The 15,827-nt window shown below is 50.7% G+C and carries 14 protein-coding genes and 1 pseudogene; 4 read left to right on the top strand and 11 right to left on the bottom strand.

The window, feature by feature from the left end; genetic code table 11:
• The first annotated feature begins 107 nt into the window (after positions 1-107).
• Positions 108-1,757 carry an AraC family transcriptional regulator gene (locus GCU39_RS04170; protein WP_227793433.1) on the top strand — a complete coding sequence of 550 codons (1,650 nt, stop codon included), beginning with the start codon at positions 108-110 and terminating at the stop codon, positions 1,755-1,757.
• A gap of 72 nt (positions 1,758-1,829) precedes the next feature.
• On the opposite strand, the gene GCU39_RS04165 is transcribed toward GCU39_RS04170, so the two are convergent.
• Both GCU39_RS04165 and GCU39_RS04160 read right to left on the bottom strand, forming a co-directional pair.
• Positions 1,830-3,545: an ABC transporter ATP-binding protein gene (locus tag GCU39_RS04165; RefSeq protein WP_152392349.1), complete on the bottom strand. Its 1,716-nt coding sequence runs from the start codon at positions 3,543-3,545 to the stop codon at positions 1,830-1,832.
• A 157-nt stretch (positions 3,546-3,702) separates the two neighbouring features.
• Positions 3,703-4,515 (bottom strand): class I SAM-dependent methyltransferase, encoded by an 813-nt coding sequence (locus tag GCU39_RS04160; protein WP_152392348.1) that lies wholly within the window; start codon positions 4,513-4,515, stop codon positions 3,703-3,705.
• Positions 4,516-4,767: 252 nt separating this feature from the next.
• On the opposite strand from GCU39_RS04160, the gene GCU39_RS04155 reads away from it, so the two are divergent.
• The 3 genes from GCU39_RS04155 to GCU39_RS04145 are packed head-to-tail and all read left to right on the top strand — an operon-like array spanning position 4,768 to position 7,342.
• Positions 4,768-5,751 (top strand): ABC transporter ATP-binding protein, encoded by a 984-nt coding sequence (locus tag GCU39_RS04155; protein ID WP_193726760.1) that lies wholly within the window; start codon positions 4,768-4,770, stop codon positions 5,749-5,751.
• Positions 5,751-6,554 (top strand): ABC transporter permease, encoded by an 804-nt coding sequence (locus tag GCU39_RS04150; protein WP_152397081.1) that lies wholly within the window; start codon positions 5,751-5,753, stop codon positions 6,552-6,554. Before GCU39_RS04155 ends, GCU39_RS04150 begins: the two co-directional genes overlap by 1 nt.
• A 5-nt stretch (positions 6,555-6,559) precedes the next feature.
• Entirely contained in the window at positions 6,560-7,342 is a 783-nt protein-coding gene (locus GCU39_RS04145) for an ABC transporter permease (protein ID WP_152392346.1), read from the top strand.
• A 75-nt stretch (positions 7,343-7,417) separates the two neighbouring features.
• Here the strand turns inward: GCU39_RS04145 and GCU39_RS04140 are convergent, their stop codons facing one another.
• The 9 genes and pseudogenes from GCU39_RS04140 to GCU39_RS04105 all read right to left on the bottom strand — a co-directional run bounded on the left by GCU39_RS04140 (position 7,418) and on the right by GCU39_RS04105 (position 15,717).
• A complete protein-coding gene (locus tag GCU39_RS04140) occupies positions 7,418-7,741 on the bottom strand; it encodes a hypothetical protein (protein WP_152397080.1) in 324 nt (107 codons plus the stop codon).
• A 201-nt stretch (positions 7,742-7,942) separates the two neighbouring features.
• Positions 7,943-9,109 (bottom strand): CBM96 family carbohydrate-binding protein, encoded by a 1,167-nt coding sequence (locus tag GCU39_RS31735; protein ID WP_265333529.1) that lies wholly within the window; start codon positions 9,107-9,109, stop codon positions 7,943-7,945.
• Positions 9,110-9,181: 72 nt separating this feature from the next.
• Positions 9,182-10,462 (bottom strand): annotated as a pseudogene (locus tag GCU39_RS31730) (glycosyl hydrolase family 8); the annotation flags it as partial.
• Positions 10,463-10,737: 275 nt separating this feature from the next.
• The gene (locus GCU39_RS04130) at positions 10,738-11,223 is read right to left on the bottom strand and encodes a DnaJ family domain-containing protein (protein WP_193726759.1); all 486 of its coding nucleotides are present in this window, start codon (positions 11,221-11,223) and stop codon (positions 10,738-10,740) included.
• Positions 11,224-11,366: 143 nt separating this feature from the next.
• Positions 11,367-12,059 (bottom strand): HAD family hydrolase, encoded by a 693-nt coding sequence (locus tag GCU39_RS04125; RefSeq protein ID WP_152392343.1) that lies wholly within the window; start codon positions 12,057-12,059, stop codon positions 11,367-11,369.
• A 155-nt stretch (positions 12,060-12,214) separates the two neighbouring features.
• On the bottom strand, positions 12,215-13,510 hold the full coding sequence (locus GCU39_RS04120; RefSeq protein WP_152392342.1) for an MDR family MFS transporter: 1,296 nt from the start codon (positions 13,508-13,510) through the stop codon (positions 12,215-12,217).
• Between the two features lie 249 nt (positions 13,511-13,759).
• On the bottom strand, positions 13,760-14,344 hold the full coding sequence (locus tag GCU39_RS04115) for a DUF4269 domain-containing protein (RefSeq protein ID WP_152392341.1): 585 nt from the start codon (positions 14,342-14,344) through the stop codon (positions 13,760-13,762).
• Between the two features lie 57 nt (positions 14,345-14,401).
• A complete protein-coding gene (locus tag GCU39_RS04110) occupies positions 14,402-14,917 on the bottom strand; it encodes a GNAT family N-acetyltransferase (protein WP_152392340.1) in 516 nt (171 codons plus the stop codon).
• 107 nt (positions 14,918-15,024) lie between these two features.
• The gene (locus GCU39_RS04105) at positions 15,025-15,717 is read right to left on the bottom strand and encodes an AAA family ATPase (RefSeq protein ID WP_227793598.1); all 693 of its coding nucleotides are present in this window, start codon (positions 15,715-15,717) and stop codon (positions 15,025-15,027) included.
• Positions 15,718-15,827 lie beyond the last annotated feature (110 nt).

Raw genomic sequence — 15,827 nt, 5'->3', positions numbered from 1 at the left:
ACCATCCCTGCCTAATCCAGAAAGAAGCTTCGACTTCGGTTGATCAGCTTCTTTTTTTTGGTTATAATCATTGATAATCATTATCAATTAAAAAGGAGGAGGGACCCTTGCTGCCATCGAACACTGTACCTCCGCTTCATTCCCTCATGTTCCATCTCTCGAAGATTGAGTGGATGGATAAACCCGTCGGATGGGAATCTATGCAACTGAACGCAAATCTACATACCCTGCTCATCTTTACCCAAGGGCAAGGTGAACTTGCTATAAGCGATTATTCTTACTATTATTCGGCCGACAAGTGCTACTATGTGCCACCCCGGACGCCTTGCCGCATCGTTAACAGGTACGATTCTAGCGTATGCGTCTACCGGATAACCTTTACAGCCATCCAACTCCATCAAGGCGCACCAATCACGTTCCACGGGAACCTGCTGCCCCACCGCAACGAATTGACGGCTTATCCCTTCTCTCGTTTAATGCGAATGGTCGAGATGCTCGGCAGGATGCATGAACATCATTCAGAAATCGAACTGTTCCATAGCCAATTGCGCTTCCAGGAGCTGGTTGGGTTTCTGTTCGAGCATAACCTTCACGCCGATGCAAGGCCTAGTTCGACCCAAGCCGTGGAGAAAACCATACGTTATATGCATCACCATTACATGACGAACATTACGGTTAGACAGCTAGCTGAACTCGCCGAAATCTCACCGTGGAAGTATACGCCGATCTTTCAAGAGCTAACGGGCAAGAAGCCGCTGGATTTTCTAACGGAGCTTCGCATTAAGCGGTCCAAAGAGCTGCTGCTAAGCACGACAGCACCTTTGCGCGAGATCGCTCATCAAGTCGGGTTCACGGACGAATATTATTTCAATCGCCGTTTCCGCCAAATGACGGGCATTGCACCCAAGCAATATGCCACAAGTATGAGACGAAGTACGCGTATTCGCGATTGGACCGGGCATGAGGTCGACGTGCCTGCAGAACCGCAGCGTATTATTTATTATGGCGAGACATTCGGCGACTTGATCGCGCTTGGCATCGAAGCCGTCGGCGGCATCCATCAGGTGACAAGACATACGCTCTACGCTCATCTCGTTCGAGAGATCCAGGATACCGGTTGTCCGCTGGATCTGAAGACGGCCATGAAGCTGAAGCCGGATCTGATTATTTTCGCCAATGCCGACGAACAGCAATATGCCCGAGTCTCCCGAATTGCCCCAACCGTGACATTCAATACTTTTGCGCCGCTCGACCAGCGACTCCAGACGTTAGGCAATATCCTTGGCAAACAGCGGGAAGCCGCGCACTGGCTTGAAGCCTATAACGCCAAGGCCGAGGCGATGTGGCGAATGCTCCAGTCCGATATTAGACCAGGCGAGACGGCTACCGTATTGATCTATGATCACGGCAATCACTTATATGTGATGGGAACGTCCGGATTCTCGTCTTCGTTGTATCATCCGTACGGGTTCCAAGCCGTCGATCGCGTGCAAGCGATACTCGATGCCGGACTTGGATTCGCAGAGATCCCTCCGGCCTCGTTGCCGGATTACGCAGGCGACCGCATCTTCATGCTGCTTCCTTCCCATCCGGCCTCCAGACTGGCTGCCGAAGCGATGATGGCATCGCGTCTATGGCAGCGTCTCCCAGCCGTGCAGAACGGCTATGTCTATACGATCGAAGCGGATTCGTGGAACTATGGCGATGCCTTCACAAGAGAGAAGCTGCTGGAGGTGCTTCCCCCGATACTCGCCTGACCATACCTGCAAAACGCAAATAAGCCGCATCCCCTCGTAGGGATGCGGCTTATTCTCGCGAATCCTATTGTATTAAGTACCGAATTGCGCCTGGTGCAGTCTGCTGTATACACCGCCGGCCGCAACGAGCTCTTGGTGATGCCCTTGTTCTTTGATGCCTTCTTCCGTCACCACGACAATGCGGTCGGCATTTTTGATCGTCGCGAGACGATGCGCAATGACCAGCGTCGTACGACCTTTGGAGAGTTCAGCCAGCGATTGCTGAATAATCATCTCGGTCTCGGTATCGAGCGCCGACGTCGCTTCATCTAAGATCAAGATCGGCGGGTTCTTCAGGAACATCCGCGCAATCGAGAGACGCTGCTTCTGACCGCCTGACAGCTTCACTCCGCGCTCCCCGATGACGGTATCCATTCCGTTTAGTTGGGATCGGATAAATTCATCCAGACGTGCACGGCGTGCCGCTTCCCAGATTTCGTCCTCCGTCGCGCCGAGCTTGCCGTATAGAATATTTTCGCGAATCGTGCCTGCGAATAAGAAGACATCCTGCTGCACGATCCCGATCTGCTGACGAAGCGAACGCATCGTCACCTCGCGAATATCCACCCCGTCGATCTTAATCGATCCCGAGATGACTTCGTAGAACCTCGGCAGCAAGCTGCATAACGTCGTCTTCCCTGCGCCCGATGGCCCGACGAAAGCGACAGTCTCCCCTTTGCGAATCGTCAGATCGATGTCCTTCAGCACATGTTCATCATGATCGTAACCGAAGGTGACGCGCTCGAACTGGATCGTATGCTGCAACGGTCTCATTTCTTGCGCATCCGGCGCATCCGCCACATCTGGCTCCGTGTCCAAAAGCTCCGCATATCGCTTGAAGCCTGCGAAGCCTTGCGGATAACTCTCGATAATCGCGTTGATCTTCTCAATCGGACGGAAGAACACATTCGAGAGCAGTAGGAACCCGATAAATTCCCCATAACTCAATTCCTTCTGAATGACGAACCATGTACCGCACACCATCACGAACAACGTCACGAACCGCATCATCATGTAGCTAATTGAACCATTCTTAGCGATGAGCTTGTAAGACACCAACTTGGCTTTGCGGAATCTTCCATTATTGACCTCGAATTGCGCCTTCTCGTGCTCCTCATTGGAGAACGCCTGCACGACACGAATCCCTCCGACATTATCTTCCACCCGCGCATTGAAATCACCAATATCATCGTACAACTGGTCGATCGCCTTCGTCATTTTGCCATTGAAGTAGACGACGAGCCAGATAATCGCAGGAACCACGATGAACGTCAACACCGCCAGCTTCCAGTTGATAAACATCATCAACGTGAACGAACCGGCCAATGTCATAATCGCGATGAATAAATCTTCTGGCCCATGGTGAGCCATCTCGCCGATCTGCATCATATCGTTCGTAAGACGGGACATGAGATGCCCTGTCTTCGTATTATCGAAGAACCGGAAGGACAGCTTCTGAATATGATCGAACAGCTTCCTGCGCATGTCCGTCTCGATATTGATTCCGAGCATGTGTCCCCAATAGTTGACGATATATTGCAGGAATGTATTTAAAATATACAGGGCAAGCAGTCCTGCGGAAGCCCAAATAATTAATGACCATTTCCCACCCGGGAGCAGATCATCAACGAATCGGTTCACGACCAACGGGAAAGCAAGCTCCATCAATCCTGCGAGAACCGCGCAGCCAAAATCAAGCAAAAACAACTGCTTGTATGGCGAATAATACGAGAAAAACCGGCGAATCATGGTACGATCTCAACTCCTTCTCTAGCAGCATCCTCTTATGAAAGGATCTAATTGAGATTGATTCTCATTACCCCTTCGGAGTTGAGTGTATCATAGAATAGGGGCCGTGGGTACCATTTATTTAAATAATTTACGATAATTTTTCCAAATGAACCGATTAACGCTTCCGTCCAATATAGAGTAAATGCGATGACACACCTAGAATCGATGGGTCCGCCGCATAGTGATAGATGAGCTCCATCATCCGCTCAAATTCATCTTCGCCGCGGCCGCGCCAATAATTCCAGTTCTCTTCTGAGAACCGTCCAGCAATGCTAGATGAGCCGATCAACTCAATCGTCTCGAACCCGTTCAATGCCATGAATGGCTTAATCTCTTCGAGTGGATAGAAATATGCGCCAGTGAAGCGCCCTGCGTCTTGGTGATCGAACACTCCATTCTCCAAAAATGCGTCGATCGATGCCATATGATCAAGCGGCCTCCATACTTCGGGGTATTGGAGCGCCGTCTGCAGCTTGCGAATGCGAGTCATCAGCGCAATACATACAACGCCGCCAGGCTTCGTCACACGATACAACTCTTGCATCGCTGCCGTGCGATCCTCTTCCGTCTGCAAATGATACAGGGGTCCAAGCATCAGGGCTGCATCATAATGGGAGGACGGAATCCCTTCCAGTTGTCTCGCATCGCGTGCATAGAATCCTTCGAATCGGTCATGGAGCGCAAGCTCCTTCGCCTTCACTTCAGCCTGTTCAACGAGCCGCGGTGTCAGATCCGTCAATGTCATGCGATAACCCTCACTCGCCAGCGCCATCGCATATTTACCTGGCCCCGCACCGTTATCAAGCACGCGGCCTGCCTTCGGCAGATGCTTCCGGATATAATGCCAATTCACCAAATATTCGAGCGGCTCGCGATCCAGCCTTCCCCACTCATCAAATGCCGAATAATACCGAATCACGTCATTCATCGCAAGTCCTCCTTATTTGGAAAATTTTATCTATTATATCCTCGCCCCCCTTCTCTGGCAAGTTTAAAATAGCAAATATCATTAGATCGCAATTTCATCATGCGGATGATCAAGCCTCTGATACAGAAGACGGTCGAAGCCGCCAAAAAGTCAGGTGTAAAGCCAATTTCAGCTCGAGATTTTTATTATTGACATCCCGCAACTGGAAATGGTAATATCTTCTTCCTGTCACTTGACCAAGAATGGAGGGTTATGGAAGTGATCACATTAAACGGAATCGGAAAATCATTCCTGGTGGCGAAGCGCCCATCAGGCATTAAGCATGCGGTCAAATCGTTATTCCATCGCGAATACACGACCGTGGAAGCGCTGAAGGACATTTCTTTCTCGATTGCACCCGGGGAGATCGTCGGCTATATCGGACCGAACGGCGCCGGCAAATCGACGACAATCAAAATTATGAGCGGTATCCTCGTACCGGATCAAGGCACCTGCACAATCCACGGGTACACCCCTTGGCTGGATCGCGTGCCTTACGTCAAGAACATCGGCGTCGTGTTTGGGCAACGCTCGCAGCTCTGGTGGGACGTGCCTGTGTTGGATTCGTTCGAGCTGCTGCGTGACATCTACAATATCCCGCAAGCCGAATACCACAGCAACCTCGACCTGCTCGTCGATACGTTGGACCTCGGCAGCATCATCCATACGCCGGTGCGGCAGCTGAGCCTTGGGCAGCGAATGCGCTGCGAGATTGCCGCTTCGCTCCTGCATAGTCCGAGCATTCTGTTCCTCGACGAACCAACGATCGGCCTCGATGCCGTCTCCAAAATCGCTGTCCGACATTTTATCAAGACGATCAATAAAGAGAAAGGCGTCACTGTCATTCTCACCACGCATGATATGAACGACATCGAAGCGCTAGCGGATCGGATCCTGCTCATCGGCAAAGGCACACTCCTCTACGATGGCAGTGTCCAAGGCCTACGCAGTCAATTCGGAACGCGAAGGACCATCACGGCTGAATATCGCGAGAATGCGAACCCTCTCGATATCCCCGGTGCATCGCTCCTCTCCTGGACCCCCGATCGTGCTGTGCTAAGTGTTGATACAGAACAAATTCTTATCTCGGAAGCCGTTACGCAATTATCCGCTCAAGTGGAACTGCTCGATGTCACGATCGACACGCAGCCGATTGAAGATATCATCGTGCAGATGTATAAGGAGTATGAGCTATGATGAAGCCTTATCTCTCCGTATTCCGCTTACGTATCAGCAACGGTCTGCAGTACCGCGCAGCAGCTCTGGCCGGTGTCGGTACACAATTTTTCTTCGGTTTTATCTTCATCATGATCTTCCAAGCTTTCTATACGCATGTTAGCGCCGAGCCATCGATGACGCTCTCGCAAGTCATTACCTATACCTGGCTGAAGCAAGCCTTTCTTGCCTTGATCGTCCTATGGCTGCGAGACAATGAATTGTTCCAGCTTATTACAAGCGGCAATATCGCCTACGAGCTGTGCAGACCCAGCGGAATCTATGGTCTCTGGTATGCAAAGCTGCTAGCGCAACGACTGTCCAGTGCCTTGCTCAGGTGCTTTCCCATTCTCATCATCGTCTCCTTTTTACCCGAGCCCTATCGTCTTCATCTGCCCCCGGATCTCCTCTCCGGACTGCTGTTTCTCGCTACGCTCTTGATTGGTCTGCTGATGATCGTCGCACTCTCGATGCTTATCTATATTTCCGTCTTTGTGACGATGTCTCCCGCCGGATCGCTCTTGTTGTTTAGTATATTCGGGGAATTTTTCGCTGGGCTGATCATCCCCGTGCCACTTATGCCGGATTGGATGCAGCGCATTGTCTACGTATTGCCTTTTCACTGGACGGCCGATTTTCCATTCCGCGTATTCACGGGTAATATATCACCCGCAGACGCGCTTACCGGCATCCTAGCACAATGTCTCTGGCTAGCTGCTCTTGTCTTATTCGGCCAATTCACAATGAGTCGAGCACTCCGACGCGTTGTTGTACAAGGAGGTTGATTAAGATGAGACTATTCTTCAAATATATGGGGCTCGAATTCAAATCACAGATGCAGTACCGGGCTTCGTTTTTGCTACTGATGCTGGGACAGTGCTTGACGCCTTTTACCTCGTTCGCCGCGCTCTACTTCCTGTTCGATCGGTTCGGACAAATTCAGGGCTGGAGCTTCTATGAAGCTACTTTAACCTTTGCGGTCACCTATGTGGCCTTCTCAGTGACGGAATGCTTCGCACGGGGATTCGATACGTTCTCTAGTCTGGTCGTCAGCGGCAACTTCGATCGCTTACTCGTGCGTCCGCGCAATACCGTCATACAGGTGCTCGGCACGCGCTTCGAATTCGCTCGGATCGGGCGGCTCATCCTCAGCATCGTCGTACTCGTCTGGTCTGCGGTACAGATGGAAGTCGATTGGACGCTGCTCAAGATCTTGACTCTCGTACTCATGTGTGTCAGCGGCGTGTTCATCTTCACTGGCATCTTCATCCTCGCAGCTTCGATCAGCTTCTGGACTGTGCAAGGTCTGGAGATTGCCAACATCTTCACCGATGGCGGTCGTGAAATGACGCAATATCCGCTGAGCATCTATCAGACATGGGTGAAGCGGTTCTTTACCTTCGTCATCCCTTTTGCCTGTTTTAACTACTTGCCACTCACCTACATTGTTGGCCGCGAAGGCAGCGACAGCCCGCTCTACGCGCTGATCCCGCTCGCAGGAGTGCTATTCCTGATTCCCTGCCTGCTTGTCTGGCGGATCGGGGTCAGGCACTATCGTTCGACGGGGTCTTGAGGTATGCTATCTCTTCTAATCACAACACAAAAACAACCGCCCCTAAGGACGGTTGTTTTTGTGCTGATACTTAGCTTACATATGTGTGGATTGATGCACATTCACGTTTGGTCTTGCTTTCTGTGCTGCAGTTACCATCAAGAAAATGCCTGATAGCAAGTGCAATACCCATCCAACGAATGGAATCCATGCCAGTAACGAAGTAATTATTCCTAGAATCGAACCGTATTTAGGTTCTTTGTTCGTTGCTGACAGCACAAGCGTGATGATATGTAAGATCAACATTATCCCCAAAAACGTATAATAACTCCCCATGACGATGGCAGCACCTAGAACAGGAATTGCCAACAAAATCTCTAATGAACCTGTAATCCATTTTAGTATTCTAGAACCAGACAACATTTACACCTCCTTAGGCCGTTTTTCCTAACCATTGTAACAAAATAGACAAATATAGGATAGACAATTTTTGTCAGCAAACGACAAAAATTTCGATTTCATAAAAATTCACCTTCTAAGATATATAAAACAATCAAAAAAATACAGGACATCACGAAGATGCCTGTATTTTGTCATACTTATTATTGTCCTACGAGGTACCTAGCCGCCGTTAATCACCAACACCGGCCGGAACGCAGCATTCGTATGCTCCTTGGACGCATAATTCGCCCCGGTGTCCTCATCGCCTCCAACGAGTCGGAAGCTGACAACGCCGTCCGTCTGAGCTTTCACGAACGCGGTAACATCGAAGCTCACATACGCACCTGCCGCAGTCAACGTCTCGGAGCTGAGCAGCGCGCCCGCTTCCGTCGGCTGATTGCTTGCCGTAAGGGTCAATTCATCCCACATATCGCTGTTGATTCCCTGCACTTGGAGCACTTGCGACGTCGTATTGCTATGGAAGTTAACGAGATACACCTTCAGAATCGCCGAATTCACCGTTCCCGTTAACGAGGAGGTATCGAATTTCAAATACGCTTCGCGATTCACGTCCTGATTCGTCGATCTCTTCTTCACTCCCAAGGAGGTCTCCGCGCCGTAATTATCGTTGCTGTAAGCACCGCCGCGCGAATAGGTATCTTGGGTCACCGACAGCGTGACAGGGATCTGCACCTGCGGCACGCCCGGATCTACACTAGCCGCCCCCGGGCCATACACTTCGAACTCGTACAGGGAGTAGCCATAAGCCGTGCCGCGTGCTGTCCCGTATACACGCACATACTTCGCATCCCGTGCCGCGAAGGTAATCTCCTGAACGCCCGCTTTGCCCGATGTCGTCGAATAGACGTCCGTCCAGTTCGTAGGCGATCCGCTGTCTGTTGAGACTTGAACTTTATAGGTCGAAGCATAAGCCGCTTCCCAATTCAACCGTACTTTATTGATCGATTGCACGGAACCTAGATTGACATAGATCCATTGCGGATCGACGCCTTCCAGACTCGCCCAACGTGTTGCCGTATTCCCGTCGAACGCTTTGGCTGCTTCAAATCCGGCACCTTCGATGGAGCTGGCCGTGCCTGCCTTCCCTAACGCCAGATTCGTTCCGTTCCCCGGCGTCCCGGCTTGTGTCGTGGCCGTCGCCGTATTGCTGTTCGGAGACACGTTCCCCGCGGCATCCACCGCCTGTACCACATAACTATACGGCGTGTTCGCGGCCAATCCCGTGTCGCTGTAAGACGTTCCGGTCGATGTGCCTACTTGCGTACCGCCTCTTAGAATGCGATATCCCGTAACGCCGACATTATCCGTGGAAGCGGACCATGTCAGGTTGATCTGGCTGCTCGACGCCGCCGTGGCAGTGAGATTCGCCGGCGCAGTCGGCGGCTGCGTATCCGTAGTGTCGCCAGGCGTCGGCTTCCACCAGTTGCCTGTAATGAACAGCATCGTCAAGAGGTTAAACGTATCGCTGTAATAACTCTCCTTCTTGTTCTTCATCCAGTCCCAGCCGGCGTTGACCCAAGCCTGATGGCTCGTATTCGTCGTTGCTGCCGCGATGAACGGCGAGACGAAGACCGCCGAAGCATAGCTTCCGATCGCCGTACCGTTCAACTTGTATCCGTCCTTCACGTTCGAAGGCTGGCCGGATGTCTTGCCTTTGATCCATGTGGCGATCTTATCGGAGATGGTCTTACCGCGCGTATCCCCGTACAAGGCATAATCCATGACGATACGAAGCGGCACGCGCGACGCATTCCAGAAGTACTGGTTCGTTTCTTTAAACTCATTCAGATAATCTTCGGGTGCAGGCTCTGGTGGATTCTTCACGATGAAATCCGAGATCAACCCCGTACTCGGCGAATACGTATTGCTGAACTGCGTATAGACGCTGTACAGATTATTGATGACATTCAACCACGTCTGGTCGCCCGTGAACTCGTAGAATGCCCGCAGATGCGAGAGCATCCAGTCGGATGGGCGCGTGTTCAGCGCATTTTTCTCATCCCAATCGCCTAAGTTCAATCGGTTGTTGGTCGTCACATAGCTGGCTTTGATCCCATTCGTAATCATCTTTTTTGCTTCAGCTAAATAATTCACAGAGCCGTTCGATCCCCATTGACGATCCGCCAGCAGGAGCGAATACGCAATATCCAAATCCCCATCCGTCGCCGAAGAGTAATGTCCTTGCGCATTGATATGATCCGCGACAATCCAGCCCATCAGATTGGAATTGTTTTTGCTCTTGAATGCTCTTGCAGTTTTGAAGAGCCCGTTATAGATCGTCTGTGCATTCGGGTCATAGCCGGCCATTAGCGCCGTGATGACCATACCGTAACCTTGGCCTTCGGATGTCCCGAGCTCTTCGAAATCACCCTCTTCTCCCGTAGCCTCACCCTTCACGTAATATCCGCCTGGCAGCGAGGACAAGTTATTCTTCAGATATTTGGCTTTCCAATAGTCATAATACGCCGTTACCGCAGCGTTCATCGATGCCTGCGTGACATGGTTCGGCTTAATAATTCCCGGATAGCTCAGCTGCTGTGGGAACGGTTTCATTTCTCCCGCCGCATGCGCCGTCCGCTGTCCGGCTGGGACGATCAGGGATGCAGCCACCATCGCCATGCAAAGCAAACTTAAAAACAATGTCCTCGGTTTCCTGTACTGCCTTCTTGTCATGTCCATCACAACTCTCCTTCATTTCATAGAATGGAAAACGAAATAAAGCGGCGAATCTCACCTTCATTGTGTTCTCCAAAAATTAAAGCGCTTTAACTTTTGGGACGAAATAGACATCTATTCGTTACTAAGGTAACACACCTTTTTCCAAATTCAAAGTAATATTTTTGTAAAAATTAGGATAAAAATCTTCGACAAATTCCGCATGTAACCAATCCAGCAACGCGAATCAGGAGCAGAATCTGTTCTGCCCCTCTCTGTACCTATGCCTCGCTTTCTCCTCACGACCACTGTTCATAGTGCTCTTGCAGCATTGCCGCGGATACTCTCCGCTTCTGGAACAAGCTGCTCGGGACAAGTCGATTATATTTGTCGATTTTCTGATTAAGCGCATCGATCTGTTCCGGTTCCTGCACCGCCTGCCGTGCCAACAGCCGTCCAATCTCATCGCGAATCTCATGCTGCAATTCAAGCCACGCGGGAAGGACATGCGCATTTTTCAGGACCGCATGCAATGGGTCGCCTTGCGTTACTTCAATCGGCTTATGCATCCCCGGTAGATCTTGAAATCCGCCCTTCCGCTCGAAATCCCGGATGGCCTGCTCCGCCACCGACATGGTCTCGATCTCCTCACGCGGCTCCTTCTTCCCAACATCAATTTCGATGCCAGCTGCTTCTTTCGGTACAATCGGCTCTTGCACCTCAGTCCTTGGTATGCTGATATTCTCTGATGCTTCTTGACGCGACTTCCGCTTTTTCCAGAACATGCACTCACGCCCCCGTTCATTCGCTTCCATTCGCACAAAGAGTATTCCATATTATGGAATCTACAATCTATTATATGATGCGGACGTTCTTCCGGGAGATGCGATTCACGGACGTATATGTCAATCCTATGACATTTCGCACATTAAACCACCTTCAGCAACTCTTCCAATGCACTGACGACGTACTTCGGCTTATAGTCACTCGACATCTGAATGTCGTCACGATTATAGAAGCAGAAATCGATACCTGCATTCCGCGCCCCATGATAGTCATCCGTCAACGAATCCCCGATGAACAACACTTCATGATTGGACAACTGAAGCTCATGGAGGGACAGCTCGAAAATTTCTTTTCTTGGCTTCTTCACGCCCACTTCATCCGACACAATAACCGATTCGAATAAGTTACGGACATTCCCTACGGTCAGTCTTTTGCGCTGAGCATCCCCAATGCCGTTCGAGATGATGCCGAGCTTATACTCGGTCTTCAAGGCATGGAGCACTTCCTCCGCTCCCCCTTCGAAATAGCAGGTATTGCAGAAATGGCTCCAATACGTATGCGATAGCATTTCATGCTGCGCCGGACTTGCATTCAAGGTATCCTGGAACGAGCTGATCAAGACGTCCTCGATCGATCGATGGCTGCCGGTTTTATTGACGAAATCCATCCAATGCCGGAAGTTATGCTGTGTATATGTCGACCAGAACGCTTCCCACTCCGCCTCTTCGTCACCGAACAACCGATGTTCGCGAACGGTCCTTTTCATCGCGTCCAACTCGCTTCGAGAATAATTCAACAACGTATTATCGATATCAAAAATAATCGCTTTGTACATGATGTCATCCTCCCTCTTAGAAAAATCATAGGTTCCTGACGGCTCATTCGTGCTCGACAGACCATCCATATTCGGCTCTGAATCTTCGGGTGGGCTATCCTACCACTGGTTAGGAACCCCGCCCACCCAAGATAATATTGGTTTCTCTATTTTACCTATCCTTCCACTTGCGCACAAGCGTTCTTATCATTTTCTGCCGACTGCCCTGCCGATGCCGGATCGTCATATGCGTAAAGCTTGAACAGCTTCCAATATAGAACGATACTGATGATGGCGCAGACTAGGATGACAGCAAACACGCTGATTGGCGGCCACCATCCGGATAGAAAGACCGTCAGGGGCGCCGCGAATCTCCCAACCGTATATTGCAGGTTCGATGCGCCCATATATTGACCTCTCGCGGTCGCGGGCGCGTATTGACTAACAAAGTTGCTCGACACCGGAGATCGTACGATTTCTCCTAACGTAAATATGATCGTGAAGAGGAATAACACCCAGATATGCGTCGTTAATCCGACGGCAAACATCCCTACCCCAGCCAAGGCCGATGACAGAATGAACACGTCGCGGTCCTTGAAGCGACGGAGCCATTTGGTCGCGGGCAAGACAAAGAAAACGAAGAGCAGCCCGTTTAACCCGAGTATCCATCCTAATATTTCTGTGCTGCTAAGCCGGAACGACCATCCCTGCCAAGTGAACAAAGATTGCGAGGGGACATCTTGGGTGACATAGATCGCTAAATACAAATCCAATTGCATAATCGTGATCGTGGAGAAGACGCCCGCCAGAATATAAATGACAAAAACTTTATCTCGAAAGATGATGCCGTAACCTTTCCATTGCTCCCGCAGCGAAGTTGAAATTTCATGGATTGGAATCCTATTCGCCGGATTCGGCATGCTCTCATGAACGCGCATAAAGATGGCCATCGCATAGAGCAGCAAGATGATTGTACAAGTCCACAGCAGTTCACTGCGATATTGAAAGAATAAAATCGACCCCAAAGCGGGTCCTAATACAGCGCCGATATTCGTTACCGTCGTAAATGTGGCGAACACCTGCCGCCGGTCCTGAGCGGGAACCAGGTCCGCTACCATCGCATTGCTTGCGGGCCCGTAGAGGGCGCCTCCCAATCCAACGCCTACATAGGCGAAATAATTAACCCAATGCGAACCGGACATCGCAAACACTCCGAACATGCATGCTTGAAGGAAAGCGCCTGCCAACATGACGGGGCGACGTCCCAAACGGTCCGCTAAACTCCCTCCAACCATGTTGCCAAATATACGAATAAGAGGCGGAACCGCCATTAGCATGCCTGCTGTCTGTGTGCCTAACGCCTCGCTAAAGTAGACGGTAATGAAGGGGAAGTACATCCAAAACAATAAATTGAACAGTCCCTCGCCGAATAGGCGAATTTTCAAATTGACATCCCACACGCGCAATTTCAACGAATCTCCCACTCCCTCATGCAAACATCCGTACAGATCAACGAATATTCACCATACTCCCCGGCCAGGTATTCCCATGATAAAGGATCTGGAAAATGAAGTATAGACTTATAATTAAGCGTAAGTTATACTAATAATATGAAAATCGAGGATACGGGATTTTGATTCAACTGCTCCAGAAATCGAACATTTGTTTGATCACTAAAAAGACGCTCTTCGCGAAGAGCGTCTTTTTCTCATGTCTTGCGCTTATTTCCTCTCGTCCGACTGCGCCAGCGTCACCCGCTGCCGGAGCTTCTCGTCCGGCCAATCATACATCGCGAGCAAGCCTGCGTATGGATCGCCCGCCATATGCAGATGTTGCGCGAAGGCCGGTTCTGTCTTTAGGCCAGCCTGCTTCAACGCTCGAATCTTCCGCTTCCCTTCCTCCCTGATCAGCTGCAGAATGCGATGTTCTACGATCATATGCCTGTAGCCATTCTGCTCCGCGGTAGGGATCGGCTCAGCGAAGATCTCGATCGGCCAGCCTCGATACGTAAAATTCGCGACGAATCTCGAAATGCCGCCGACCTCCCGTTGACGGGCGCTGTACGACGCCATCTGCCCATAGGTATGATTGATAAGCTTCTCGAACGCCTCCAAATCATGCACTTCGCAAATGATATCCAGATCACTCTCAGGCAGATCGATATCGATGGGGATCGTTCCTACGAGCAGCGGATCATAACGCTCTAGCGTATGGAATATTCCGAGCTCTATCAACATCCGATAGGCATCACGTTGTCTTGCATTCCCTTGAGCTAAATAATCGAGCCTCGTAAAATGACCCTGCATAGCGTACCTCCCTATTCTACTATCGTCCCTATCATTACCGAATAAAAAACGTCCTCTTTAAGAGGACGCAACTGGACTTTCCATCAAATTCTTCTCCATTTCGATCGCCACGATGCGCTGTCCTTCATGATTCGTGACGGTTTTGGAGCCGCATGGTCTGAACCCTAGCTTGCTGTACAGCAGCAATGCCCTGGTATTCGTATTATGGCAGTACAGCTTCAATCGTGTACAACCATGTTCGTCCTTCGCCCTGTTCATCATCACTTCAACTAAATAAGATGCGACCGCTTGCCCACGATACGCAGGTGAGACGAGCACATTCCCGAGCCAGCAGCAGCCTGCTTCCAGCTCAAAATCGTACAAGTTCGCATACGCGATCGGCCGGTCCACCGCATCGACGACAACCGTCAAGCTTCGGCGCTGCATCGCGACGCTCATCATTTGCTCAGGCAGCCAAGGATAACGAATTTTAGGTGCTGCGTAGAACGATTCAACCTCATTTTGTGGAAAAGCACATATATGCTCTACATCTTGTTCCAACAGGTTTCTATACGTGATGCTCTCGTCTCGCATACGTTCACCGACCTTCCTCACATTCGATCGTCATAGGATTTCCATAGTATACCAGAAATTCCTTCAGCGCTCTATCACCATTTCCTTATACCCTCATCCGGCTCGGCTCAATCGCGGAACAGCTCGTCCAGCATCCGCTCCTTGTTGTTAACGAACTGCTTCATGATGATGAAATGCTCCGTCTCTTCGAGCGTCGTCCGTTCAATCCCATCCGGTGTCAACTGATAGATCACGCTGTCGGGATAAGCCATCAGAATCGGAGAGTGCGTCGCGATGATGAATTGCGAGTTCGCCTGTACGAGCTCATGCATGCGGGATAGCATCGACATCTGCCGCAGCGGGGACAACGCGGCTTCCGGCTCGTCCAGAATATACAGTCCATTCCCGCCGAATCGATGGATGAACGTCGCGAAGAACGATTCACCATGCGACTGTTCATGCAGTGATTTGCCGCCATAGGAATCTCTTATCGGCGGACTTGGGCTCTCCTCTGCGTCCAATTCATCGATATTCGTCGCTAGATTATAGTAACTCTCCGCCCGGAAGAAGAAACCGTCGCGCGGCCTGCGCAAGCCTCGCACGGGCCGAATATATTCATACAGGCTGGAGTGGGTGGCACGAGTAGAGAACGTGAAATTCAGCGTCCCCCCTTCGGGATTGAATCCCCAAGCGACCGCGATCGCCTCCATTAAGGTGGATTTGCCCATGCCGTTCTCGCCGACGATGTAGGTCACCTTCGGATGAAACGGAAGCCCGTTCAGCTTCTTCAATGCCGGCAGGTTGAACGGGTAATGGTCCATGGGCGGAATCCCCTGCCGTTGAAATACGATATCTCTGAGATAAGCGTCACGCGCAGAACTACGCATCGATTCCCTCCTCTCTATCATTTCTCTATCATAGCATATTGGTT

The organism is Paenibacillus guangzhouensis (genome assembly GCF_009363075.1).
Lineage (GTDB): Bacteria > Bacillota > Bacilli > Paenibacillales > Paenibacillaceae > Paenibacillus_K > Paenibacillus_K guangzhouensis.
This window is presented reverse-complemented; position numbering and strand designations above follow the sequence as displayed.

Bases quoted from the DNA above. Each gene is read 5' to 3' on its own strand.
- GCU39_RS04165 (WP_152392349.1), bottom strand. From the start codon at position 3,545: ATGATTCGCCGGTTTTTCTCGTATTATTCGCCATACAAGCAGTTGTTT.
- GCU39_RS04160 (WP_152392348.1), bottom strand. From the start codon at position 4,515: ATGAATGACGTGATTCGGTATTATTCGGCATTTGATGAGTGGGGAAGG.
- GCU39_RS04155 (WP_193726760.1), top strand. From the start codon at position 4,768: ATGGAAGTGATCACATTAAACGGAATCGGAAAATCATTCCTGGTGGCG.
- GCU39_RS04150 (WP_152397081.1), top strand. From the start codon at position 5,751: ATGAAGCCTTATCTCTCCGTATTCCGCTTACGTATCAGCAACGGTCTG.
- GCU39_RS04145 (WP_152392346.1), top strand. From the start codon at position 6,560: ATGAGACTATTCTTCAAATATATGGGGCTCGAATTCAAATCACAGATG.
- GCU39_RS04130 (WP_193726759.1), bottom strand. From the start codon at position 11,223: ATGTTCTGGAAAAAGCGGAAGTCGCGTCAAGAAGCATCAGAGAATATC.
- GCU39_RS04125 (WP_152392343.1), bottom strand. From the start codon at position 12,059: ATGTACAAAGCGATTATTTTTGATATCGATAATACGTTGTTGAATTAT.
- GCU39_RS04115 (WP_152392341.1), bottom strand. From the start codon at position 14,344: ATGCAGGGTCATTTTACGAGGCTCGATTATTTAGCTCAAGGGAATGCA.
- GCU39_RS04110 (WP_152392340.1), bottom strand. From the start codon at position 14,917: ATGCGAGACGAGAGCATCACGTATAGAAACCTGTTGGAACAAGATGTA.
- GCU39_RS04105 (WP_227793598.1), bottom strand. From the start codon at position 15,717: ATGGACCATTACCCGTTCAACCTGCCGGCATTGAAGAAGCTGAACGGG.